Source organism: Streptococcus sp. SPS1 (assembly GCF_030439915.1).
GTDB lineage: Bacteria > Bacillota > Bacilli > Lactobacillales > Streptococcaceae > Streptococcus.
This window is the reverse complement of the sequence record NZ_JAQFJG010000003.1, coordinates 83,335-107,599: the sequence shown is the minus strand read 5'-3', so window position 1 is coordinate 107,599 and position 24,265 is coordinate 83,335. Positions and strand designations below refer to the sequence as shown.

Below are 24,265 nucleotides of genomic sequence, written 5' to 3'. Positions count from 1 at the left end.
AAAAACATACAAAATAACACTCTAAAATAATGTACAAAATAAAAATAAAGTACACTTTTTAAAGAATGTACTTTATGCTTCTAATTCAGTTTTATCAATGGTTTAAGTCTAGTTAATTCAATTGTGCATAAACTTTTAGTTTTACAGATCTAAATCTTTGGAATTGCTATTGTGAATCATTATCTAGTGCTTTTTCTAGTTTCCAAATACTAAACCAGGATGAAATATTCAGCAGAATAAGGAAAATAAAAAAGAGATTATCAGTAACGATATTTCTGTTCATTCTACATAACTGAAGAGCTATATAAGGAGCTATGAGATACAAAATACATTGTATAATTGCTATCGTTTTCTTTTTCATGATTTTAATCTTACTATACAGATTTGATACAGTAAACTCCTTTCTAGCTTTATGTTTTATCATTTCTAACTTAATTATAGTCTTATTTTTACCAAAGTTCAATTATTTGTATGTGAAATATCTTATCTGTAAAAAATAACCGATCTCATTGCTGAGAATCGGTTATTTAAATAAATTAAGAAGTTTGTTTTTACATAACATAAATTATGTAAAAACTTCTACAACAACAAATCTTTGACTTTTCCAATTTCGCTTTTTGGAATAACCAGGTGAATCATATCACCCAGATACATTCTGGTTGAGCCGTTAACTGTTTGGCTCTTTCCATTATGCACTTGAGTAGTGATGAGGACGTTGTGTGGTAAGTTGAGTTCATGAACTTGTTTCCCAGCAATTTTATCAGAAACTGGTATTTCGATAAGTGTAACTTCTCCTTCGCTGGATACTTCTTCTGGAAGCATTTTTTCCAGCATGGCTTCATAGACTGGTGCACCCTTGAGCAAATCCATGATAATATAAGAGACAAGAGTGACAAGACCAAGTGGCATGAGGTTGCGAATATCTCCTACCATCTCAGTTACGAGGATCATGGCGGTTAAGGGAGCTTTTGATATGGCTCCAAAATAGCCACTCATTCCTAGAATGACAAATATAGGGAATTGCTCCTGACTGACAAGTCCAAGATTGACACAGATAACACCAACTAGGGCACCAAGTAAGGAACCGAGAGCCAAAATAGGTAGGAAAATTCCTCCTGGAAGACCACTTCCATAACTAATCATGCTCCAGATAAAGCGAATTAAAAAGTAAGCTAATAGAACTTGAAAACTAAAATCTTGCTCAGTTAGGGAAAGTACCAGCTGATTTCCACCACCAAGGATGTGGGGTAAAAAAATTCCGACTGGTATGATGAGAATAAAAGCAAGAATTGGATAATAAGCTCTATCCAAACGAATTTTTTGACCAAGCCAGTCATAAACTCTACCGACGTTTAATACAGCTTTCTCATAGAGAAAACCTGAAAATCCAAGGAAAATTCCCATGACAAGATAAATCCAGTACTGGTCTAGGGTCATGAGTGGGATATTATCAGGCATATCCAGTACGGGTGTTAGGCCAAATATGAGCAGAGAAACAAAGTTTGCTACGAGACTAGCTGCTAGAGTAGATACCCAGAAAAAGCGAGAAAAGTGATGATAGACTTCTTCTACGACAAAGAGAAGACCCGCTATTGGAGCATTAAAGGCTGCGGCTAATCCTGCTGCAGCACCACTAGCAATCAGGGAACGTTCCTCCACTGGACTGGATTTGAGCCACTTGGCAATTCCTTTACCACCAACTGCTCCCAGTTGGATACTTGGCCCTTCACGCCCCAGCATGAGTCCGCTGGCAATAGCTAGAATTCCTAGAATATATTTTTTCCAGAGAACGCCCCACCAGTTAAGGGTCATGAGGCCTTTCAGTTCGGCTTCGACTTGAGGAATTCCTGAGCCTTTAATATCTTTTTCAGAGCGTGTCAGTTTGGCACTGAGCCAGCAGATGATTAGATAAAACAGGGCAATAATAAATAAATTAACAAATAGGTGTCCTTGATCTTGATAAAGTCCTTGTATCAGGTGGAAGCCCTTTTCAATTAGGAAACGAAAGGATCCGACGATAATTCCAACGACGAGGCCGACAATGATTCCTCGACCAACTTGGGATAGGATAGTGCTGGATGCAAAGGCGAATTCTTTCTTAGAACGGAATATTTCCGACTGTTCCTCCATGGTATTTCCTTTCAATTAACTTTCTTTTTTACCTAAAACCAGTGATTTAACGGGTTCAAAGCTGGTTCGGTGAATTGGGGTAACTCCTAGTTTTTCGAGTCCTTCTAGGTGTTTAGCAGTTCCATAACCTGCATTAGTAGCAAAATCATAGCCAGGAAACTGCTGATCATATTCCTTCATCAATTCATCACGTGTCACCTTGGCTACTATAGAAGCTGCTGCAATCGAGAGGGAGTTGGCATCTCCTTTGATGATAGATGTTTGTGAAATGGGTAAATCCAGTTTCATGGCATCTATCAAGAGATGCTCAGGTTGAGGACTGAGCTGGGAGATAGCTTCCTTCATGGCCAGTTTGGTTGCTTCATAGATATTGACTTGGTCGATGATATGATTATCCATGATACCAATGCCGATTGACAAGGATTGGTTTTGAACGGCTTTGAAAATTTCCAGATGTTTCTTTTTAGGAATTTTCTTGCTGTCGTTGAGACCTTTAATCTTACAATTTTTAGGTAAAATAACGGCTGCAGCGACTACAGGACCAGCAAGAGGACCACGGCCAACCTCATCAACACCAGCAATTAAGGTCAAACCTTGCTTATACAGTTCTTTTTCGTAGGAGAGCATGGATTCCAAACGAAGATCCTCATCCAATTCTGCCTGAATGGCTTTTTTACGCTTGCTGATTTCCTTTTGAACTCCTGAGCGATTATCCTGTTCAAGCTCTAAAAAAATAGGGTTATCTAACTCCTTGACCGTCGCAAGGAGTTCTTTGATTTCTTTAATCGTCGCCATCGAGGTCATCCAATGTATCTAAGGTATAGTTACCGAGTTTGCCATCACGGACTTCCTTCACGAAGAGATTGTAAAAGCGGTCATAGTCGTCACGGAAACCGAGAGCACGGGTCATGTTCATAATAATCACAGGCGCTTCTTCTTCAATTTTAATTTGTTTGAAGCGTTCAGCTAGCTTTTCTGGATAATGTTTTTTGAAATAATTAAGGCCAAAAATGGTCACCTCGTCCATAGGAAGCAACTGGTCTTTGATAGCTCCAGTCAAGGCCAGTTTCAGTGCAACAGTTTCATCTTCAAACTTAGGCCAGAGAATCCCTGGTGTATCCAAGATTTCCAGGTCTTTATTGGTTTTGAGCCATTGTTGTCCCTTGGTAACACCTGGTTTGTTTCCGACAACGGCAATTTTCTTACCAGCCAAACGATTCATGAGAGTGGATTTACCAGCATTTGGAATCCCGATAATCATGGTACGCAAGGTTTCAATCTTGATACCACGTTCTTTCTGACGAGCAATCTTATCAGCCATGAGTTTTTTGGCCGCATCTGTTACAACTTTTACAGTCACTTGCTCTTTGGAGTTGATAGCTAACGTCTGGATTCCTTGTGATTCAAAATATTGACGCCATTCCTTGGTCATTGCTGGATCAGCCAGATCTGCCTTATTTAAAATCAAGAGTTTTGGTTTATCACCCACAATCTTGGTTAACATAGGATTTTGACTAGATAGAGGTAAACGAGCATCCACCAAAATCGTCACAAAATCAACAAATTTTAAATTTTCCTGCACCTGTCGACGCGCTTTAGACATGTGACCAGGAAACCATTGAATAGTAGTCATAAAAATTTTCCTTTAAATGTTAATTTATACTCAATGAAAATCAAAGAGCAAACTAGGAAGCTAGCCGCAGGCTGTACTTGAGTACGGCAAGGCAACGCTGACGTAGTTTGAATTTGATTTTCGAAGAGTATTAATATAAATCGAGTTCTTCTTACCTACTATTTTATCATAAATCAAGGTTTTTTGCATGGACTTATAGTTTGGCTAAAATTTTGTAACATAAAAATAGTTATGTTACAAACGTTCTTTTGATTTTTCTATTCTCAAAACTTGCTAGCTAATAAAAGAAAGCCAGTAGCATTTAAAAAAAGAGAGAACAATTTCGTTCTCTCTCATGATTTGCTCACAAGAATCTAGTTTTCATCTTCTTTCTTTTTGAAGAAGCCTAGTCCTAAACCAGCTAGCAAGGTTAGGATACCAGCGCTCGCAAGGCTAGCATTGGTTTCTGTACCTGTGTTTGGTAATTCTGCTTTATCAGATTTGTTCGTAGATATTCCGTTTTCTACTGGCTTTTCTGATGTAGCTACTGCTTCACCTTTTTGTTCTGAGACTTTAGCTGGTGCTGGGCTTGGAGTTTGAGATTTCTTTGTTCTAAACACATGAACTGTCAAATTATCCCCTTCACGGTGGCTTTCAACAAATTCATAGCCTTCAACTTCACCTGCTTCTTGCTTCTCAACTGATGGTGTTTTCAAGTCTTTTCCATTTTCATCGCGCCATACTGTACGAATCACTGGATTTTCAGTTTTACTACTTGGTTTTTCCGGAATTAAGTTTGATGATTGTGAGTTTCCGTTATTTATTTCCTCAAATTTATGAGTTAAAATACCGTCTTCTAGGCGACTAGATACCCATTTATATCCCTCAAACTCTCCTGCTGGTTCTTTTCCATTTACTTCATCTCTTAGTGTTTTTAGTTTGTTATTATCTATTTGAGCAACCCATCGTGTTACTAGACCTACCGGTTTAGCTTCTGCAATAGAGAGGACTTCATATACAGGTAGAGAAAAACCACTATTCCCATTTTTAGATCGAGCTTGAACTTTTTGTTTATTGACGATAGCTTCTCGTGGAATTGTTACTATACCTTTTTTCTTATCTAACGTCACATTTTCAGGTTGTTTGTCTAAAGTCCATTCGCCACCAGATTGCTTGGTAAGAGTGAGAACTTCATTACCAGAGCCATCACGCTTAGGATAAGTGATTCTTACTGTATCCGCATCTTTCTTAGGTGCTTTGACTTCAATACTTGCTTTATTATTGGACTCTTCCACTATAGCTATTGTAGGTAGTGGCACGTTACGATTTGGTTGTGCTCCTAGCGTTATCACCTCATTTACCGCTTGTTTAGTTATTACTGTTTTAGATTTTGAAGTCACTGTTCCATTTGTAGTATCTAAAGAGTAAGTTGTAGTTGTTGTTTCTTCTCCTTTTTCACCAGGTGTGGTTACTTCACAATAATCTTCTCCTTTTGTATCATCTATCACATAACGCGTTGTATATGGTATTTCTTCTGTCACGACTGTTGGTTTTGTTCCTACAGTAATAACTGTATCTACCTTATCTTCCTCGTTTTTTATCTCGTAATAATGCGGATTTAAACGTACTACTTTGTTATCCGAATCATAATCAGCAACTACTTCATTGTCATCATAATCTATCATAGTTGATTCATCAGGATTGTCCGGATCAGCAGTGGTGTTTGTCAAGGCTACAAACTTCTTATTTGATTCTACCTTACGTTCAGCAGATACAGTATTTCTACCAAGATCCTTATCATAGATATCCTTGTCACGAAACTCCCCATTGTTATCTTCATCAATACGTTTTGGAAATTCTTTCCCATTATTATCATTATAGCTCTCTGCCCAGTCAGGGTGTGCAGGTACAGTACCATCTTCATCTAATGTTTTATCTTGATTTCTAGAATATAGCTCCCCTAGCATCTCAGTCACATTTCTTCCAGGATATTTGTCCTCAAAATAATCCCTTTTTTCGAACTTCGTCCAAATTTCTTGTTTACCAGGTGTACCTTTCTCTTCTTTACGATAACCTACATCTTTCGAATCGTCTGCCTTATATACAGTTTCAGGAGTTATAGTGACATCATATACCTTCATAGGCATATAAGGAGGCGTAGTAGCATGCACTTCATTCAATGGTATTGTTGCAGCTACTCCGACAGCAATCATAGTACCAATCACACATGGTCCAAAATATTTTCCAATTTTTCGTAAAGCGTATTTCTTGTTTTTATTTGTACGTCTTAGCATTTTATTGCCTGCTTTCTATATATATATATATATATATATATGCAAACAGCGTTTTGACACACTACTTGACACCGCCTATTATACATCAAATTTTATCTATTTTCAAATAATTTCTTCATTAACTGATAAGATTTTTAACTAGATGATTCTACTAGACTTTTACAACTTGAACCTCGTCTTTACCCAGTAAAATCAAGTATTTCTCAATATTTTCAATCGAATAGGCTCGAGATAAAGCCTCTCCGTATAGGGCTAACTGACCACGATAGCGGTCTATGAGTTGACTTGGATCATCATAGCGATCTGTCTTATAGTCGAACAGAACAATTTTGTCTTCGTAAAGTAGATAGCCATCAAGGATACCACGGACAACGAAGTCTTCCTGACTCTTGTGGTCTCTTTTGAGCATGGAGAAAGGTTGCTCACGGTAGAGATGGTTGGTATGAGCGAGAATTTCCTGACCGAGTGCTGTGTCAAAGAATGCAAGAATTTTAGCAAGATTGATCTTGTCCCTAACAGCTGGGCTGGTTTGAACTTGTTTGAGAGTTTCTGTCAGGCTAGCAAGGGTTGGTTTCTGGCTGAGGTCAATTCTCTGCATGAGTTCGTGGGTGGCACTACCAATCTCAGCTCCAGTTACCTTTTCTTTGCTTGAAAAATCTGGCAAATCAAAACTAATTTTCTTGTCTACTGACTGGCCTTGACCTGCAATCTCAACACCCTCCATATCCATAACTGGTTCGTAGAATTTCTTGATTTGACTTGGGGTTTGAACACTTGGAAGTTCAATGGCTGCGCGGTGAAGTGTATTATAAACTTCCACCTCTTTCAGCATTTCAAGAGCTTCTTTAATGGTTTCTGACTGACGATTGTCTGTTTGGGAGCTAGCTTGGAGATTACTCTTGGTTTCCAACTGACCAATAGCTTCTTTAGTCAGCTGATCTTCGCCAATAAAATGATAACTAAAGTTGAGATGATCCTTGGCAAATACCTTGCTGATAGCCCAAATCCAATCTTGGAAATTCCGTGCTTGCAGTCTAGTATTGCTATTTAGTTTCCCATTTTTGGCTGCTGGGTATTCCTTGGATTCCAACTTTTCACGAGAACCTTTACCGACAAGATAGAGCTTTTTCTCAGCCCGTGTCATAGCAACATACAGTAGACGCATTTGCTCAGAATAGCTTGCCAGCTGTAATTCTTCTTCGTTCTGTCTATAGGTCAGACTAGGAATGGAGAGTTTGATGGTTTTAGGATAGTGATCTTCCACTGCTCCTGTCTCCATTTTGGCAATATATTTGACACCAATCCCATTTTTACGGCTGAGAATGACCTCTGACATAGAGTCTTGCTTGTTGAAATCTTGATCCATATTGAGGATGAAGACGTAAGGAAACTCCAGCCCTTTACTCTTGTGGATGGTCATAAGCTCTACTGCATCTTTTGGCGGTGCGACGGCCACGCTTGCAAGATCGTGCTGGGCTTCTAAAACTTGGTTAATCATACGAATAAAACGCGACAAACCTTTGAAATTGCTCTTTTCAAACTGGTCAGCTCGCAGTGCTAGGGCATAGAGATTGGCTTGTCTAGCAGGACCATTGGGCAAAGCCCCAACATAGTCATAATAAAAACGGTCGTTGTAAATCCTCCAAATCAAGTCATAGAGGGAGTGGGTTTTGGCATACAAGCGCCAAGAAGCTAGTATATCCATGAATTGCTCTAGTTTTTCAGCTAGAGCTGTGTGAATCAAGCCTTTTTGACTACTTGCCAGTTTTTGAGTATTGACCAGTTTCTCATAGAGATTCTCTTGAATTTTATCATCTGCTTTCTGAAGGGACAAACGTGCTAACTCGTCTTCGTCAAATCCAAACATTGAAGACTTCATAAGGGCAACCAAGGCGTAATCTTGCAGGGGATTGTGAATGACACGAAGGGTGTCTAGCATGACTTGCACTTCTAGGGATTGGAGATAATTGTTTTGCTCTCCGTCAGTTTTGACAGGGATCCCATACTCAGACAGGGCGAGGAGAATCTGGTCATTACGACTGCGACTGGAGGTTAGAAGGGCAATTTCCTTAAAGGTAACACCTTTTTCCTGATGAAGTTTAAGGATTTCCTTGATAACTAAGCGCATTTCACCTGTTAGTTTCGTTTCTGCCTGCCCCTCTTCTTCCTCACTTGTGTCGTCCTTATCGTAGATGAGAAATTCTGCCTTGTTGTCTGGATTAGGAGTCAGTTTGGTATTGGCAAAAACAAGCTGGTGCATGTTATCATAGTTGATTTCGCCGACCTCTTGGTCCATAAGGCGTTCAAAAACATCATTGGTTGCTGATAGCACTTCTGAACTACTACGGAAATTTTCTTTGAGGAGAATGAGCTTGCCCTCTTTTGGATTTTGCGCATAGCGTTGGAACTTCTCATTGAAAATCTGCGGATCTGCCTGACGGAAACGGTAGATAGACTGCTTGATATCTCCCACCATAAAGCGATTGTGGCCATTAGACAGCAATTCCAACATCCGTTCTTGAATGTGGTTGGTATCCTGATACTCATCGACCATGACTTCATGGAAGCGCTCCTGATAAGCCTCACGGACTTGCGGGAATTTCTCTAAAATCTCAATGGTGTAATGGCTAATATCAGCGAATTCAAAGGTATTTTCCTGACGTTTACGCTGACGATAAGCTTCTACAAAATCACTCATGAAGGCTTGGAAGGTTTTAGCTAGTTCCCATGTGTCTTCATGATAACGTTCTTGATAGTCGAGAATCGTTATCTGATCTGCTAGTTGTCCTAGTTTAGCAAACTGGGTCTTTCTCTCTTCGTTGTAGGCATCAGCCAGGGGCTTCAAATCAGCCTTACGACTGGCATTAGTCAGAGCACGACCGTTTTTCTCCTTAGAGATGGAGACAACACGCGCAAGCACTGCCTGATAAATCTGACTATCGGACTCTTGATTTAAGGAGCCAATTTCATCCAGAATCAGCTGGACATTTTCTAAATAAGCAGCCTTTGCAAATTCCTTGGCATCATTATCCATATGATAACGGAAAAAGCTTTCCAAATCCCAGAGAGCTTGCTGGATTTGCTCAGTTAGTTTTCCTTTTTCACTGGTAAAATCAGCCTCTTCAAAACCTTTGAGGAAAGAGTCACTCAGCCACTTTTGAGGGTTGCTGGTGGATTGGAGGAAGTCATAAATTTTATAGACTTGCTGGCGCAGCCCCCGTTCGTCCTTGCCACGCCCTGCAAAATTTTTCAGCAAATGACTAAAGGTCCCTTTCTGTTTGCCTTGGTAATGGGCTTCAAATACCTCATGAAAGACTTCATTTTTTAGAAGGAGTTGCTCGCTTTGGTTTTGTAAAATACGGAAATTAGGTGCAATATCAATCAGATAGCCATGTTTACCAAGGAATTTTTGTGTGAAAGAGTCCATGGTTCCGATGGCAGCGTTGGGTAGGTCTGCCAACTGGCGACCCAAGTGTTGTTTGAGGTCGACATCGCTGCTTTCTTGGATTTGTTGGCTGATTTTTTTCTCCAAACGTTCTTTAAGTTCAGTCGCAGCCTTAACAGTAAAGGTTGAGATAAAGAGTTGAGAAATTTCGACACCACGCGCCAATTGTTCTAGAATGCGCTCTGCCATGACAAAGGTTTTACCAGAACCAGCCGACGCTGAAACCAGGATATTTTGACCAGAAGTGTAGATGGCTTCGATTTGTTCGGCAGTTTTCTTTTGTTCCTTACTCGAATGCGCTTCTGCTTCTTGCAGTTTTTGAATCTCCTCCTCAGTTAAAAAGGGAATAGGCTTCATCGATTCAACTCCTCTCTTATTTTTTCAAACCAAGCTTGCTTGAGTTTTTCTCCAACCAGACGCTTGCCATCAGTTAAGTCCAACTTTTCTAGAAAACGGGCTTGGCCCAAGTGGTAATTGGCTTCAAATCCTGTGATGGCTTGATGTTGTTGAACATACGGTGCAATACTTCTGCCATTTTCGGTATAAGGGTTAATGGCGAACTGGCCTGCTAAAATCTTCTCAGCAGCTTTCTTGTAAAGACAGGCATTGTAGTCCAGTAGGAGCTGGAATTCCTCATCCGTCAGCTGATTAGCCTTGTTTTTGTTATAAAATTCGCCCAAATGACTGCTTTCTTTTTCTAAAAAGAGGCCTTGGTATTTCATTGACTTGCTGGCTTCTACTACTGCACCTGCTAGATTTTTAACGGCCATCAGAGATTGGACGGGCTCAGCCATTTCCAAGTACATAGCACCAAAAAAGTTGTTCTCTCCTTCTCTTTTTAAGGCAGCTAGATAGGTTGGCAACTGGGAATTGAGTCCATTAAAGAAATGAGGAAACTGGAACTGAGTTAGACTAGACTTGTAGTCTACCACTCCTATCGCCCCATCAGCTTTCAAACGGTCAATACGGTCAACCTTACCTCGTACAAAGACACTGCGACCATTGTCCAATTGAATAAAAGCTTGGTCTTTGCCGCCAAAATTTGCTTCCTCTTTAATAGTCTCGATTGATGGATTGTGTCGGAGAATATGCCCAGTCGTCCGTGCAACATCAAGCAGAACTTCCTTGGTAAACTGGGCTTCCAAACTTTCCTGATAAATTGCTTCAAATTCGCGTTCTTGACTGGTTTCTTTAATAGCTTGTTCTAAACGTTGGTCAAAGGAATCTTCGTCAGGAAACTGCAAGGCACGTTCAAAAATGCGGTGTAAGAAATTTCCGTGACTGCGGGCATCAGGACGCAAACGTAATTCCTCCTGTAAGCCTAAGACATAACGTAGGAAATAACTGTATTCATTGCGGTAAAACTCCGTCAAACCGGAGGTAGACAGGTAAAACTCCTGATCAGTTGGATAGAGAGCTTGCAAGGTGTCCTTGGTCAAGGGCTTACTGCTTGGACTGGTTGGGAGGGCAGGATTTTCCAGACCTTGCTGGTCTAGTTTTTTACCCATGACACGCGCCAGAACCTTAATAAATGTCAAATCTTGCCCAGTCTCACTCATCTCATCCTGCTGGTGATAGACAACTAGGCTAGATAAAAGACTGTGATATGAGCCCATATCCTCCTTAGACAGCCCTTTGTGATTCATCCTCTTCTCTCTCCGACTAAATCCAAAATGGACCAGCTCTTGAAGATAAGCTGATTCCTTGCTTTCACTTTCGTTAAAAAGGCTTGGAGCCGACAAAACCAACTGCTTACGAGCAGAATTGACCAAGGAAAGCATAGTGTAGCGATTTTTCTTGAGGTTTTCACTGCTGGCAATCAGCAATTGTGCCCCTTCCTCTGTCGCTTGGTTTAGGTTTTGCCTTTCTTCATCTGTCAGAAGACTGGTATTTTGCGCTATTTTTGGTAAATTGTCCTGAGTCAGCCCAATGGCATAGACAAAGTCAGCCGTTAAGGGCGCAATCAAATCATAGCTCTGCACCAGAACGGTGTCCACTGTTGCTGGAATGGTGCGATACTGAGATAGACTCATCCCAGAATGAAGCAAGGCTAGGAAGTCCTCTAGATTAACTTGCGAACCAGCAAAAACGGTCGCAAATTGTTCTAAAACATGGCAGAATGCCTTCCAAACTTCGGCCTGTCTTTCCTGCTCTAGGGCTTTCATGGTAGCTGTTAAATCTTGTAACTGCTTGGTCACAGCTCCTTCTTTTAGAAAGACATTCCATTTTTGTAGGAGGTTTTCAGCCTTTTGTTTTCGACTGGCAAATAGGGTCTCAAGAGGTGTTAAAATACGCAGACGAAGAGCATTTAAACGCTCTAAATCAAATTTTCTGTGATGGGACTTGGTGAAGGCTTGCTGAAAGGATGGCAAGCCATTGATACCAAGATAGCGGATATATTGCTCAAAAGCATCAATATCAGCCTGACTAAGGTCGGTATATAGACCTGTTCTAAGAAGGTTTATCAAATCCTCCTGACGGAAACGATAGCGTTTTAAAGCTAAAATAGACTCGACAAACTGAGTTAAAGGGTGGTGCGCCATGGATTCGCTTCTACCAAGATAGAAAGGAATCTGATACTGGTCAAAAATAGTTTTAAGAGATAACTGGTAAGAAGCTACATCCCCCAAGAGAATACGAAAATGCTTGTAACTCAGGTCTGAGTTCTCATGCACTTTCTGACGGATGCTACGGGCTACCAATTCCAACTCTTCTTTTTGCGTCAAACAAGACCAGATTTGTAAGTTTTCACGGTCTTTCTCATCGACATCCAATGTTAATTCTGAAAAATCATAAGAAGACTCTAGCAAACGAGAGGCCTTGTCAAAACTATCCATCTTCTCATGAGTTTGAGAACAGTCCAGAGCAGGTGTTTGGTATTTAGAGGCTAGATGATGGAGAAACTCCACACTGGCTTGGTAGAGATTGCCCTCGCTAAAAGGACTAGTATAAGCTTTCTTACTAGCATAAGCCCCAATGACAACCTCAACACCCTTGCCATGAAGTAAGTCCACAATTCGTTCTTCTTCGGCAGAAAAACGGGTAAATCCATCAATAACCAAGGCGATTTGAGTAAAATTACTGCTAACTTTGTCATTCTCAATAGCCTCAATCAAATGGGATAACTGACTTCCCTGAGCCAACTGCCCTTGGTTAAGATAGGCCGTTACTTTCTCAAAAATCAATAGTAAATCGGTCCTCTTATCCTCATCCGTCAAACTCTCCAAGTCCAAAAAACTCATCTGAGCAATCATCATCTCGTGATAAAGATCAATCAACTGCTGGATAAATTGAGGATCCTGCTTGATAGCTCCATAAACACGTAAATCCTTGGGATCAAGTTCGGCAAGACACTTATAAAAAGCCATCCCAAGACCAATATCATCAAGACTGGTCTTGGCAGGCAAATCATTCAAAATCAGGTAACGAGCCATTTGAGCAAAGCGCGTGACGGTAATCGCAAAAGAAGCCTGCTGGGACAAGCATTCCAGCACGGCGCGTTCCTTTTCAAAAGAAAGAGAGTTGGGGGCGATGTAGAAGACTCGCTTGCCAGCAGCAACTAGCTCCTCCGCCTCTCTGGTTAGAATTTCTGTCAAAGAAGTCCGAATATCAGTATAAAGTAATTTCATCTCTGCCTCGTTGGAATTTTTCATTACCTTTTATTATACCATGATTAACCCGAAGATTCCTCCTGAATCATTTACGCTGTGCCCTTTTTTGGGGCAAAAATAGCGATATCATGAATTTTGAAAATAAAAATCTGTTTCAGAAACCAAAAAAATATCTCATAAAGTAAATTTCCTTTTCATTTTAAGGTGTAATGATTCAATGACAGCCTCAGTTCCTAAAAAAGGGTAGACTATCCCCCTTGAAATTTCGTCATTTTAAAAAAATGGGATAACTATTTAAGCAACCCAACTGTTCAAATGCTTTGTTTCTTGTTTTTGTACTTTTGAATAAGCAAATCCCAATGTGCATAAACAAGCCATTGTGACATATAAAGTTACTTTTTCTAATCCTCTTATCGTATGATTCTCAAACATAAAGTCTCTCAAATTTATGTGATTATTGGGATACTTTTGGAAAGATTCGAATATCTTCTGAACGATTTATTCTAAAAATGCGATTATCATTATATTTTGGATGAAATCCATAACGCAATGAATCTGTCCCTTTGTACACTAATAATATTAATTGAAAATCTTCTGTTCGATAAAATACTTCTTCATCTTGATTATAATAGAGTGGGTAGTCTTTATATTGACGACTATCTTCTTCTCCCCACATATGTCTTGGTGGAATTACTGCAATCATTCCTTTTTCTTCGATGAATTTTCTAAGATTGACACTATCATAGCCTTTATCTGCCATCACTGCTTTTGTATTCCTTAATAGGATTTCTGATTCTGTAAGAATTTCTTCAGCGACTTCACGTTCTCCTTTACTTGCTGGAGTCACTTTAAAAGCTATCGGTAGTTCATAATTTACATCTGCTAATAAATGAAATCAGAAACCAAAATAATACTTCGTAGTTTTAGTTCCGTTATTTGAATACTAATTTTTTGAGGTCGTATCAGCCTGCGTTTCTCTTCTGCCATCTGGTTCTTTAGTCGATACTTTATTGGCGTAACTTTGAATAATTTTCCCGTCAACGGCTACTTCTTTTCCAAAATCCGGTAACTCTTCTTGTACTTTCTTTTCCAAAATCAGCATCATCTCTGTCAAGTCTTCTTGATGTTCCTTTAATTTTTTTATAAAACGAGACATCGCAGCAGAACTTGGTACTATACAAACATGATTATTAGTATGATTCATAGAAATATAGTGAGATTTAAGTCCACATAATTGTCTTAATTGGCTATTCTATGACATTCACGTAATAAACTTTCAATCGTTGTATGTTGGAAAACATTTTTTGCAAGAAGTAATCGCCATCACAAAATCCTCATTTTACGGGATTTTATGGTGGCGATTTTTATTTTTATACTATCTATAAAGTATTGATTTCATTGGCTTTATTTAACTACGAAAATAATTCTCAAGATATCTCTGTTGTTTGGAAGATTATTTTGCTCAAAAAAGCAGACGAAGAACAAAGAAGACTTCCTATAGTAGTATTCTCAGGCATGAGACCGCAGGGCTGCTGCCGTCCAAATACTACTATGTTAGGAAGTCATTCGAAAATATAAATTTGAGAAATTTGAATCCTAAACAAAATTTGTCAACAACCTAAAAGATTAGAAAACCTAATTCTCATATTCTTCTTTCTTCCGTGTAACAAGCCCAATTCCACTCAAAGCTGCTAAAACTCCAAGTACTGTAAGTCCAGCATTAGTTTCTGTACCAGTATTTGGTAATTCTGGTTTACACGGCTCTTCAGTTTTATTCGGTTTTTCTGGCTCGGGTTGTGGTTCTACCGGATTTGGTTGTGGTTCTACCGGATTTGGTTGTGGTTCTACCGGATTTGGTTGTGGATTAGGAATTACAGGCGTAGGTGGAGTCGGTATTTTTCCTGGAATAAACGGTTTTTGTATTTTTTCATATAAATGAATTGTAATTCCATCAATTGTTGCGGTTTTAACAAATCTATAACCATTAAACTCCAATGCTGCTTTTTTACCCACTTCGTACGGTTTCAATTCATTCCCTTCAGTATCACGCCAAATCGTTATTTTTAATACAACACTTTCTTCGACATTTTCAGTATAGAAGTAATTTACAACTACCCCTCCTTTTACAACTTTACCTTTGCTATTTTCTGGATTAGCTTTCAAAGTATAAGTATATGTTCTTGTGGTAATTGTTAGTTCAGTTTCTTCGATTACTTTTTTTGAAGAAATCTTTTTTGCTTTAGTTTCATAATCTGTAAACACTCTTTTATTTTCTTGAGTATCACTTTCGGCTAATTTTTCTTCTGTTCCATCTTTGTAGTAATTCGCTACTACATTCGCATAAATTATTGGTTTTTTAACTATAATCGTATAAATTTGACTTATATTATCCTCTACATCACTGACATTATCGGCTACTCGAGTTTTTCCATTGCCAAAATCACTTGAAACAATATCATACCCGATTTTTTTCAACTCTGCTATCTTTTCATTGACAGCTTCTGCAGGGAAATCTTTTCCAACAAGGGATTCCAAAATAAAGTCATTTTGATTTTCAACAGGAATTAGATTATTGTTGTCATCTCTTTCTAACACTTGAACTTTAGCTCGAGCAACTTCATCATACAGATAAGTAACAGTTGTATTTACAGAAGATAATACTCCGGAAGGACGATTAGATGTTTCTGTAACACCACCTCTATGAGTTGTACTCAAACGATAAGTAACTCCGTCTTTTTTTATGGTTCTTAGATACTCACTCGTTGAATCATAGTACAAACCGATTTTATTACTAATTTCTAATAAGTCTTCTGGTTTATCTTTACCTTTGATTAAGTGTTTTTTATTGTATTTTCCAGCTACTTTTCCATCTTTATCTAGTCTTGCAAGGTATTCTTCATGAATTGTTTTTTCTTCTTCCTTGTTTGTTTCAGGGTTCAATACTTTTTCAACTCTATCTTCTTTTACAAGTTTATAAAGTTTTAATTCTTGGATTTTCTCACCTTTTTCATCACTAGCAAAAATATCACCATTTTCGTCAACCACATAAGTTTTGATTGTTTTTCCATTATGATCAACTTTATAAGCCTTAACGATTTTATTCTCAACAATTTCAAGGACATTTCCATTTTCAAATACTTTATGTGTTTTTACTAATTGATCATTTTTATCTGTTTCAGATAAATTTCCTTCCTCATTAACCCTAATAAAGTTTCCAGATTTAGCTAATGTTGCACTCTCTTTTAACGCTTTTCCATTATTATCCTTATATTTAACTGTAATATTTCCTTTAAATAAAAGTTTTAATTGATGGGTTCTTGTAGTTGCGTCAATTTGATTGTGGATTTTATTTAAGCCTTTTTCGACTTCTTTGAAAGATTCATCAATATCTTGAATTTTTTCCTTTTCAAGTTGAATTTTGGATTTTGTAGATTCTAATTCATTTTTTAATGATTGAACTTCTTCTTTTATTTTTTTAGCGTCATCCTCTAATTTCTTAGCTTCATCTTTAAAAGGTTTGGCTTCATCCTCTAATTTTTTTGCTTCATCTTCAAGTTTTTTAGCCTCATCTTCTAATTTTTTTAATTCATCTTGGCTTAGTTTATCTTTATCTTTTAATTTGTCTGCTACTGATTTTTGTTTTTCTTCAAGTTCTTTTTGTTTATCTTCAATTGGTTTTAGTTTTTCAGCAACTTCTTTTTGTTTATCTTCGAAAGGTTTTATTTTATCTCCTAGCTCGTTTTGTTTATCCTCTAATTCTTTTTGTTTGCTTTCAAGAGGCTTCAATTTATCTTCGAGCGGAGGTATATTTTTTTCCAATTCAGTAACTAATTTTTGTTTTTCAGCTCGTTTTTCATCAACTTTTTCTTTTTCTTCTTTAATGGTTTGATCAAGAATACGATGAGATAAAGCTTGAGCTGCTTTTAAGGTGTCTTGGACAATCGAAAAGTTTGCTAAAACTGGTAGGTTATATTGTATACGTGGACTTTGGGGATTTATCCCAACTCGTTTATTATTACCTGAAAATATTTGGATCTTATAAGCAACGATATCTTTTTCTAAGTGAATATCTCCTGTTGAGAAGTATCCACCTTTACCTAGTTTATCCTCATCGCCACCAATTTCCTTAGTAATTCTTTCTGATAATTTATCATCAGGTAGTACATCTGAACGTCTAACTTTTTCTTTTTCGACAAAATAGTGCGTGAATTTTGAAAGACCTTTTTCTTCCTTCGCAGCAAGTTCATTCGTCTTTATCCTATTGTACTCACTTTCTGTTAGTTCACTTGTACTAGGTTGTTCAGTTGCTTCCATGTGTGATCCAAGGATTTTTGCTTCTTTACTACCGTTTCTTGCTTCTACGTAAGTGTATGAGTTCGTGGATCCAATGGCTGATTTTAAGGCTGAGATTTCTTTTTTAAGTTTAGTTTTTTCCTCTTCATTCGTACTGCTTGCTAAGCTAGCTTCTTTTGCCTCTAACCTAGACTTAAGCTCTTCACGATGACTCCTCACTTTTTCTGGATCTGTTTGGAGTTCTAATTGATCTGTATCTCCATGATAGATAATTTTTTTCGCAGTAGGCAATACAAAATTTAATAATTTATAGACGCGGTCTGGATCTTTATACTTAGTTAATGTTGGGTTGTCTGGATATGTTTCAGCGCTAACCGCCCATACTGGAGAGTTTTTTTGAACCTCCGCATCCTTTATTGTTCTTAATTCATTATTGAGTTTATTAGCTACAGTTGCATATGAAACTGTAAAAACACTTCCCTCTTTAAATTTATTAGTTGGTTTCCCATTTTTTTCTACTTCATGCAATTCATCCTTATCTATAGGTAACTCAAATGTAACGTCTCCCTTTTTGGCAAGTTCTTGTTTAGCTTCCTCTCTCAAAGCGTCTAGTTTATTTTTATCTTTTCTTTCACCCGGATATCTTACCTTATATTTATCATCTGCAAGAGCATTGACTTTTTTATTGTATTCATCTTTCAATAAATTTTTAATTATTTTATTAATCGCTCTTAAATCCACACCTTGGCTGTAGCGTTCTTCGTTCTCTACTACTCCATCGACATGGTTGATAGTGTGGTCATAGATAGTTTCTTCTACTTCTTTTGTAGGGTCTGTTTTATCTTTTTTAATAGCCTTAACAACGATACGGTAACTTCCTTTTGTCTTGAATTCAAAATCTGAGATGTAACCTGTCACGAAGTCTAGTTTTAAAGTACTTCCATATTTACTTGAAAAAGCTTCGAAGCGTTTCTCAATGCCGTTAAATCCTTCTATATTAGGAGAATGAGCTATAAGATCATCCCTATCTTTTACAGGTAGATTAGCGAGTTTCTCCTTATTCACATTATTATTTTCTGTCTTTATTTTAAACTCAGAACCATCTTGTGCTTTATCAGTTCTATTGGCTATAGTGCGTCCTTTGGCAAGCATTAACATATACTTAAATCTGTAGTCTAAGGCTTGTTCGTGAAGGTAGATTCGGTCAAGAGCATCAGAACCGAGCATTCCACCTTGTTCTATTATTGGTTTTCCTTCAGGAGTATAACCTGTAACACGCCAACCTGTGAAATACCCCGATTCATTTTTCTTACCGATGGCGAAAGTACCTCCACCGATCGGTTTCCATCCTCCGAATTCATTGTATTTTTTTAATACTTCAGGTAAAAGACTTTCTTTTTCAAGTCTATCAAAAGCATTATGCACGACTTCTAATTCGTCTTTTGTCAGATTTTCTTTTTCCATTAATACAGGATTTAAGAGGTATTCTTTAATTTTGTCAGGATTCAACTTTAATTTATCAGCTAACTCTTGTGTTAGTCCTAAGCTTTTCAACTTATTAACCGTAAGATTTTCTTTTTCAAGTTTTTCAAAAGCTTCAATAAGTTTATTGTTTATTTTTTTATTTTCTTCTTCCTCTAAAATTAATTGTTTTACTAATTGAGGATTTAAGACAAGCTCTTTAATTTTTTCAGGAGTTAAGTTTAATTTTTGAATAAGCTCTTCTTTCATTCCCATTTTTTTTAAGATTTCAGGGTTTAAAGTTTCCTTATCAAATTTTTCAAAAACGGCATTCAACTCTTTATTTTCTTCAGGTGTCAGTTTTAACTCTTTGATCAATTCAGGATTTGCTAACAATTCTTTAATTTTTTCAGGAGTTAGATTCAATCTATTCGAAAGTTCATCTTTTAAGCCTAATTCCTTTAATTTTTCTGAAGTAAAACTTTCTTTTTCAACTTTTTCGAAAATCAAACTTAATGCTATATTTTCTTTTTCATTCAAAATATATTCTTTAATAAGTTCAGGTCTAATTGCAATTTCCTTAATTCTTTCAGGAGTTAAGTTTAATTTTTTAATCAAGCTAGGTTCGACACCTAATTGTTCTAATTTTTCAGGGGTTAAGCCCAACTTATTGATTTTTTCAAGGGTTAAACCCAATTCACGAATTTCACCTGATTTTAAACCTATTTTATCACCGATAGCATCCATATTTTTCAAGTAATTTAACTCATTATTTTGGAAATCATCTGGTAAACTATCTAACACCTTATATAAACCTTTAGCTGAGGTTCCTTCTTTTGGCTCTTTATATACTCTATTGGCATCAGCATCTTCAGTATTGGTATTTTTTTCTAGAGAAGGATTATCTTTTTCAAAAAATTCTCCCTTATGTTGACGTCTTTCTTCTTCTTCTTTTCTTTCTTTTTCTTCAATTTCTTCGTCTAATGGTTTGCCATGTTCGGTTGGTTGTTCTTCTGCTGGTGAACCTGGTGTACTTGCTGAACCTGCTGCTGGTCCATCCGCTTGAACAGTCGTCACGCCAGTTGCAAAAAATAATAGCGAAGCCACTGCCACACTAGCCACTCCCAGATGATGCTTTCTAATAGAATAGCGTAAAACTTTTTCCCCGTTTTCTTCACATTTCCTTGACTTAAAGTTCATTTTCATCCTCATTTCTTTTTTACAAATGGGTACTTATAAAAATACCCCCCCCTTAAATATTTTAGTATTTAAAGGAAGGTTCAATTTTTAAGCCTAAAATTGTAATTTTCATCATCTCTTAAAAAACAATTAATATTGCCTTACTAGTATACACCTTTTCCTAAAAAATGTCATGTGAAACTATAATTTTCATAGTAAATTACAGCTATTTTTATAATTCCCCTCACAAGCTACCATCGTAAACGTTTCTCAACTTTTACAAATGGGTTAGTACAGCTACGAGACTGGCTAGAATACTATTCTTGCTTTGATGTCTGTATGGAATCTACCGATAAATATTGGATTCCTGTCTTCAATATCCTCGAAAAATCCTGCAAGATTTGCTTGGCTCACCCCAAGTATGTCAAGGCTATCAGAGGAAAGAAGACCGACAAGAAAGATGCCCAGTGGATAGCCGACCTCTTCAAGCATGATTTAGTTGCTTCTAGCTTTATCCCACCTCTTAAAATTAGACAGCTTCGAGACCTGTTTCGCTATCGCATGAAATTAACACAACTTCAAGTCAGCGAGAAAAATCGTTACCAGAACTGTCTGACTTGGTCTAATCTTCAGATTGCAAGTGTCATTTCCGACGTGTTCGGAAAAAGTGCTCAGGCTATTATTCAAAGCATCCTTGACAATCCAGAGGACAAACCAAACATTGAACAGTTGGTTCACAAGCGAATGAAGGATAAGGTGCAGGACTTGAAAATCGCTATCGAGGGGGAGGTGACACCTAAACAAGATGAGAAAATCAGAACCATCAAGGAACACTATGATGCTCTTGCCGTCTGTAAAGAAGATTTAGAAACCATGATTCGGAAACTCGGACAAGAATACCAAGAACAGGTCAAGTTAATCCAAACCGTGCCTGGTTTCAAAGAGGAACTATCTGCCCTCAGAATTATCTCTGAAATCGGAGCTGATATGACTGTCTTTAGTACTGTAGGTAAACTTTGTTCTTGGGGCGGATTAGTTCCTGCCAACAATGAAAGTGCAGGAAAGAAATTTTCTACTCGTATTTCGAAAGGTGGTCACTATCTCAAACCTTTTCTTGTTCAAATAGCTAACGCCGTGGTTAAATCAGAGAAGCACCCTGAATTACGAAATAAATATCTCAAACTCAAGAAACGACGGGGGCATCGAAAAGCTATCATCGCTATCTGTCGCAGATTATTGGTTGCCATCTACCACGTACTTTTAAAACAGGAGAGTTATAATCCAAGATTACAAGGTCTTACAGAAATAAGAAATCCTGATAAGACAATGTCTGTCCAAGATGCCGTTCGCTTCGCACAACAGCACGGATTCAACGTGCTTTAATTTTAAAATTTAGGTGTCAAGACCTCTTTTTAGTGTGCACAAAATTAGGATAAATAATAAATCAACTAATTTTTATTTTTTTCAAACTTGCACTATCTCTAAAGTATTGATTTCATTGGCTTTATTTAACTACGAAAATAATTCCTCCTCCTTTCCTCCAAAATATGCTATAATAATACCAAAAGATAAAGAAGGAAGACCTATGATTAAACTACTAGCCTTGGATATGGACGGAACCCTCCTCAATGAAGCCAAGGAAATCCCACCAGCTCATATTACTGCTATTCACCAAGCCATTGAAAAAGGTGTCAAACTGGTTCTCTGTACAGGTCGCCCGCTGTTTGGTGTCCTCCCCTACTATCAAAAACTGGGGCTAGACCTCCAGAATGAATATGTCATTGTTAACAACGGTTGTTCAACTCACCAGACAAGTGACTGGGGACTAGTTGACTGGCAAGAACTTAGTCCTGCAGACATCGAATACCTCTATGACCTAGCTGAAAAAAGTGATGTTCAGTTGACTCTTTTTGATGAGGAACACTATTTTGTCCTCGGTGGCAAGCCCAATCAAGTCATTGAAAATGATGCTAAACTAGTCTTTTCAGACCTGACTGAAATTTCCCTTGAGAAAGCGACTAGTGGCAAGTACCGTATGTTCCAAGGTATGTTTTTGGGGACAGAGAGCCAAACAGACGATTTTGAAGAGCGTTTTGCTACAGAACTCTGCCAACGATTCAGTGGAGTTCGTTCGCAGCCTGTCATTTATGAAGCTATGCCACTTGGTACGACAAAGGCTACTGCTCTTTCTCGACTAGCAGATATTTTGAAAATTGATTCCTCAGAGATTATGGCCATGGGCGATGCCAATAACGACATTGAAATGCTCCAGTTTGCCGGCCTCGGTATTGCTATGGGAAATGCTAGTGACCATGTCAAATCTCTTGCGGATGCTGTTACAGTCAGCAACGAAGAAGACGGCGTTGCGCGTGCGATTGAGAAATATATTTTATAATTAAGAAGCCCAGTTCATATCAACTGGGTTTTGATATTTAAGAATTCCTAAAACTTTAGAAACTCTTTAGAAATGCTTGAGCTTTCTTTGATTTCTATGCTTTATACTAAAATTATCAAAATAAATCAAAAGGAGAGAATCATGAAAACAGTACTTGACATTCATGGATTGTCCAAAAACTTTGCCAAACAAGCTATTCTTCAGGATCTTCATCTAACGATAAGAGAGGGAGATATTTATGGACTTATCGGGAAGAACGGAGCTGGGAAGACCACCTTGATAAAAATTATTACGCAACTACTTTTTGCGGATAAAGGAACTGTTTCCCTCTTCTCCAGCAAAACGGAAAATGAGTGGAGCAAGTCTCTATCTCGAGTAGGTTCTGTTATCGAATCACCTGTAGCTCATAATCACTTAACAGCTTATCAAAATCTGAAATATTACTGTATGATTCGGCATATTCCAAATGCTGATCAAGTCATTCGTGAAACCCTGGACTATGTAGGTTTGGCAGATACAGGTAAAAAATTCTTTCGTGATTTCTCGCTAGGAATGAAACAAAGACTTGGGATCGCCATTGCCCTTCTATCTAAACCAGACTTCCTGATTTTAGATGAACCTATCAACGGTCTCGATCCAATCGGTATCAAAGAATTTCGACTCATGATTCAACGGCTCAATCAAGAAAAAGGGATCACCATTCTCATCTCTAGCCATATCTTGTCAGAACTTTATCTCCTAGCAAATCGCTTTGGTATTTTAGATCAAGGCAAGATTATCCGTGAAATCAGCAAAGCTGAATTTGAAACACTAAGTGAGGATTACATTGTTCTTAAGACAGCTGATCAAGAGAGAGCTTGTCAAGTATTGAAAGAACAAATCCAACTCCAGTTCAAGGTTGTCAATCCTGAAAACGAAATTCATATCTTTGGTCAGGAACAAGATGTCAAACAGATTCTTAAGGAATTAACCTTGGCAGATGTTGCCATTGACGAGATTTACTATGCCCGTCAAAACCTAGAAGAATATTTCACTCAATTGGTTCAATAGGAGAAAAATCATGATACATACCATTCAAGCAGACTTTTACCGTCTTTTCCGTTCCAAAGGATTCTGGATTACAGAATTCATTCTCTTTGTACTCATGTTAATGGGGGCTGTTTTTGGGGCTACTGGCCATCTGATGGCAATCAATACAGAAGAGCCAGACATTCCAACCCATGGTTGGGACGGTGTACAAGCCCTGATCAACGCATCTAGTCAAGGTTCAAACCTCGTTTTTCTCTGCATAGTCCTAGCCTGCCTCGTTCTTGGAGTTGATTTAATCGGCAAACTCTATAAAAATAATTTAACAGTGGGTGTTTCTCGTACCGAGTTTTTCCTTGCCAAAGCCTTTGTATTGACTTGTATTGCACTCTTGCAAGTTATCATCAGCCTTGTGATTGCCTTTATTCCAGCAACTATCTTAAATGGATTTGGAACTATGCCTGATGGCTTTATCGGCAATCTACTGATAACCATTTCCCTTCAATTCCTTTGCCTCCTTGCTTGGCTTTCCATTGTTTCCTTCATCCTCTATGTTAGTCATTCTTATCTTGCAGTATTTATTGGCTATTTGGTCAGCTCTATCTTACTTTCTATGCCAATGCTCATCTTCCCAAGTATCAAAATTTTGCCATATTTATCATTGCAGTTTTTCTATGCTATGACTGCTAATAGTGAATCCATTTTCTATACCCTTATAGTTACCTTAGCTGTTATTCTAATCTTTAATCTAAGTGGACTGGCAGTTTTCAAAAAGAAAAGTCTATAATAAAACGACCTCCTCTAGCCTACAGAGGAGGT

Annotated in this window: 11 protein-coding genes and 2 pseudogenes; 4 read left to right on the top strand and 9 right to left on the bottom strand. The window is 37.9% G+C overall.

Features of this window, described 5'->3' with window-relative positions; all coding sequences use genetic code 11:
* Positions 1–579 precede the first annotated feature (579 nt).
* From PCY12_RS03680 to PCY12_RS03640, 9 genes and pseudogenes are all read right to left on the bottom strand, one after another.
* Entirely contained in the window at positions 580–2,130 is a 1,551-nt protein-coding gene (locus PCY12_RS03680; RefSeq protein ID WP_301351603.1) for a ClC family H(+)/Cl(-) exchange transporter, read from the bottom strand.
* Between the two features lie 15 nt (positions 2,131–2,145).
* Positions 2,146–2,925, bottom strand: a complete 780-nt coding sequence (locus PCY12_RS03675) for a ribonuclease HII (protein ID WP_301351602.1) — start codon at positions 2,923–2,925, stop codon at positions 2,146–2,148.
* Entirely contained in the window at positions 2,912–3,763 is an 852-nt protein-coding gene (gene ylqF / locus PCY12_RS03670; RefSeq protein ID WP_301351600.1) for a ribosome biogenesis GTPase YlqF, read from the bottom strand. Before ylqF ends, PCY12_RS03675 begins: the two co-directional genes overlap by 14 nt.
* A gap of 353 nt (positions 3,764–4,116) precedes the next feature.
* A complete protein-coding gene (locus PCY12_RS03665) occupies positions 4,117–6,036 on the bottom strand; it encodes a G5 domain-containing protein (RefSeq protein WP_301351598.1) in 1,920 nt (639 codons plus the stop codon).
* 151 nt (positions 6,037–6,187) lie between these two features.
* Positions 6,188–9,838: a helicase-exonuclease AddAB subunit AddA gene (gene addA / locus PCY12_RS03660; RefSeq protein WP_301351596.1), complete on the bottom strand. Its 3,651-nt coding sequence runs from the start codon at positions 9,836–9,838 to the stop codon at positions 6,188–6,190.
* Positions 9,835–13,110: an ATP-dependent nuclease subunit B gene (gene rexB / locus PCY12_RS03655; RefSeq protein WP_301351594.1), complete on the bottom strand. Its 3,276-nt coding sequence runs from the start codon at positions 13,108–13,110 to the stop codon at positions 9,835–9,837. The genes addA and rexB overlap by 4 nt, the downstream gene beginning before the upstream one ends.
* A 436-nt stretch (positions 13,111–13,546) precedes the next feature.
* Positions 13,547–13,972, bottom strand: a pseudogene (locus PCY12_RS03650) (transposase); the annotation flags it as partial.
* A gap of 63 nt (positions 13,973–14,035) precedes the next feature.
* Positions 14,036–14,248 (bottom strand): hypothetical protein, encoded by a 213-nt coding sequence (locus tag PCY12_RS03645; RefSeq protein WP_301351592.1) that lies wholly within the window; start codon positions 14,246–14,248, stop codon positions 14,036–14,038.
* 479 nt (positions 14,249–14,727) lie between these two features.
* Entirely contained in the window at positions 14,728–20,046 is a 5,319-nt protein-coding gene (locus tag PCY12_RS03640; protein WP_301351591.1) for a YSIRK-type signal peptide-containing protein, read from the bottom strand.
* A gap of 222 nt (positions 20,047–20,268) precedes the next feature.
* Here PCY12_RS03640 and PCY12_RS03635 point away from each other — a divergent pair.
* From PCY12_RS03635 to PCY12_RS03620, 4 genes and pseudogenes are all read left to right on the top strand, one after another.
* Positions 20,269–21,408, top strand: a pseudogene (locus tag PCY12_RS03635) (IS110 family transposase); the annotation flags it as partial.
* Between the two features lie 202 nt (positions 21,409–21,610).
* Positions 21,611–22,420 (top strand): Cof-type HAD-IIB family hydrolase, encoded by an 810-nt coding sequence (locus PCY12_RS03630; protein ID WP_301351589.1) that lies wholly within the window; start codon positions 21,611–21,613, stop codon positions 22,418–22,420.
* A 141-nt stretch (positions 22,421–22,561) separates the two neighbouring features.
* Complete coding sequence (locus tag PCY12_RS03625; RefSeq protein WP_301351587.1) at positions 22,562–23,470, top strand: ATP-binding cassette domain-containing protein; 909 nt, start codon at positions 22,562–22,564, stop codon at positions 23,468–23,470.
* A 10-nt stretch (positions 23,471–23,480) separates the two neighbouring features.
* Positions 23,481–24,233 carry an ABC transporter permease gene (locus PCY12_RS03620; protein WP_301351585.1) on the top strand — a complete coding sequence of 251 codons (753 nt, stop codon included), beginning with the start codon at positions 23,481–23,483 and terminating at the stop codon, positions 24,231–24,233.
* Positions 24,234–24,265: the final 32 nt, after the last annotated feature.

Bases quoted from the DNA above. Each gene is read 5' to 3' on its own strand.
- PCY12_RS03680 (WP_301351603.1), bottom strand. From the start codon at position 2,130: ATGGAGGAACAGTCGGAAATATTCCGTTCTAAGAAAGAATTCGCCTTT.
- PCY12_RS03675 (WP_301351602.1), bottom strand. From the start codon at position 2,925: ATGGCGACGATTAAAGAAATCAAAGAACTCCTTGCGACGGTCAAGGAG.
- ylqF (WP_301351600.1), bottom strand. From the start codon at position 3,763: ATGACTACTATTCAATGGTTTCCTGGTCACATGTCTAAAGCGCGTCGA.
- PCY12_RS03665 (WP_301351598.1), bottom strand. From the start codon at position 6,036: ATGCTAAGACGTACAAATAAAAACAAGAAATACGCTTTACGAAAAATT.
- addA (WP_301351596.1), bottom strand. From the start codon at position 9,838: ATGAAGCCTATTCCCTTTTTAACTGAGGAGGAGATTCAAAAACTGCAA.
- rexB (WP_301351594.1), bottom strand. From the start codon at position 13,110: ATGAAATTACTTTATACTGATATTCGGACTTCTTTGACAGAAATTCTA.
- PCY12_RS03645 (WP_301351592.1), bottom strand. From the start codon at position 14,248: ATGTCTCGTTTTATAAAAAAATTAAAGGAACATCAAGAAGACTTGACA.
- PCY12_RS03640 (WP_301351591.1), bottom strand. From the start codon at position 20,046: ATGAACTTTAAGTCAAGGAAATGTGAAGAAAACGGGGAAAAAGTTTTA.
- PCY12_RS03630 (WP_301351589.1), top strand. From the start codon at position 21,611: ATGATTAAACTACTAGCCTTGGATATGGACGGAACCCTCCTCAATGAA.
- PCY12_RS03625 (WP_301351587.1), top strand. From the start codon at position 22,562: ATGAAAACAGTACTTGACATTCATGGATTGTCCAAAAACTTTGCCAAA.
- PCY12_RS03620 (WP_301351585.1), top strand. From the start codon at position 23,481: ATGATACATACCATTCAAGCAGACTTTTACCGTCTTTTCCGTTCCAAA.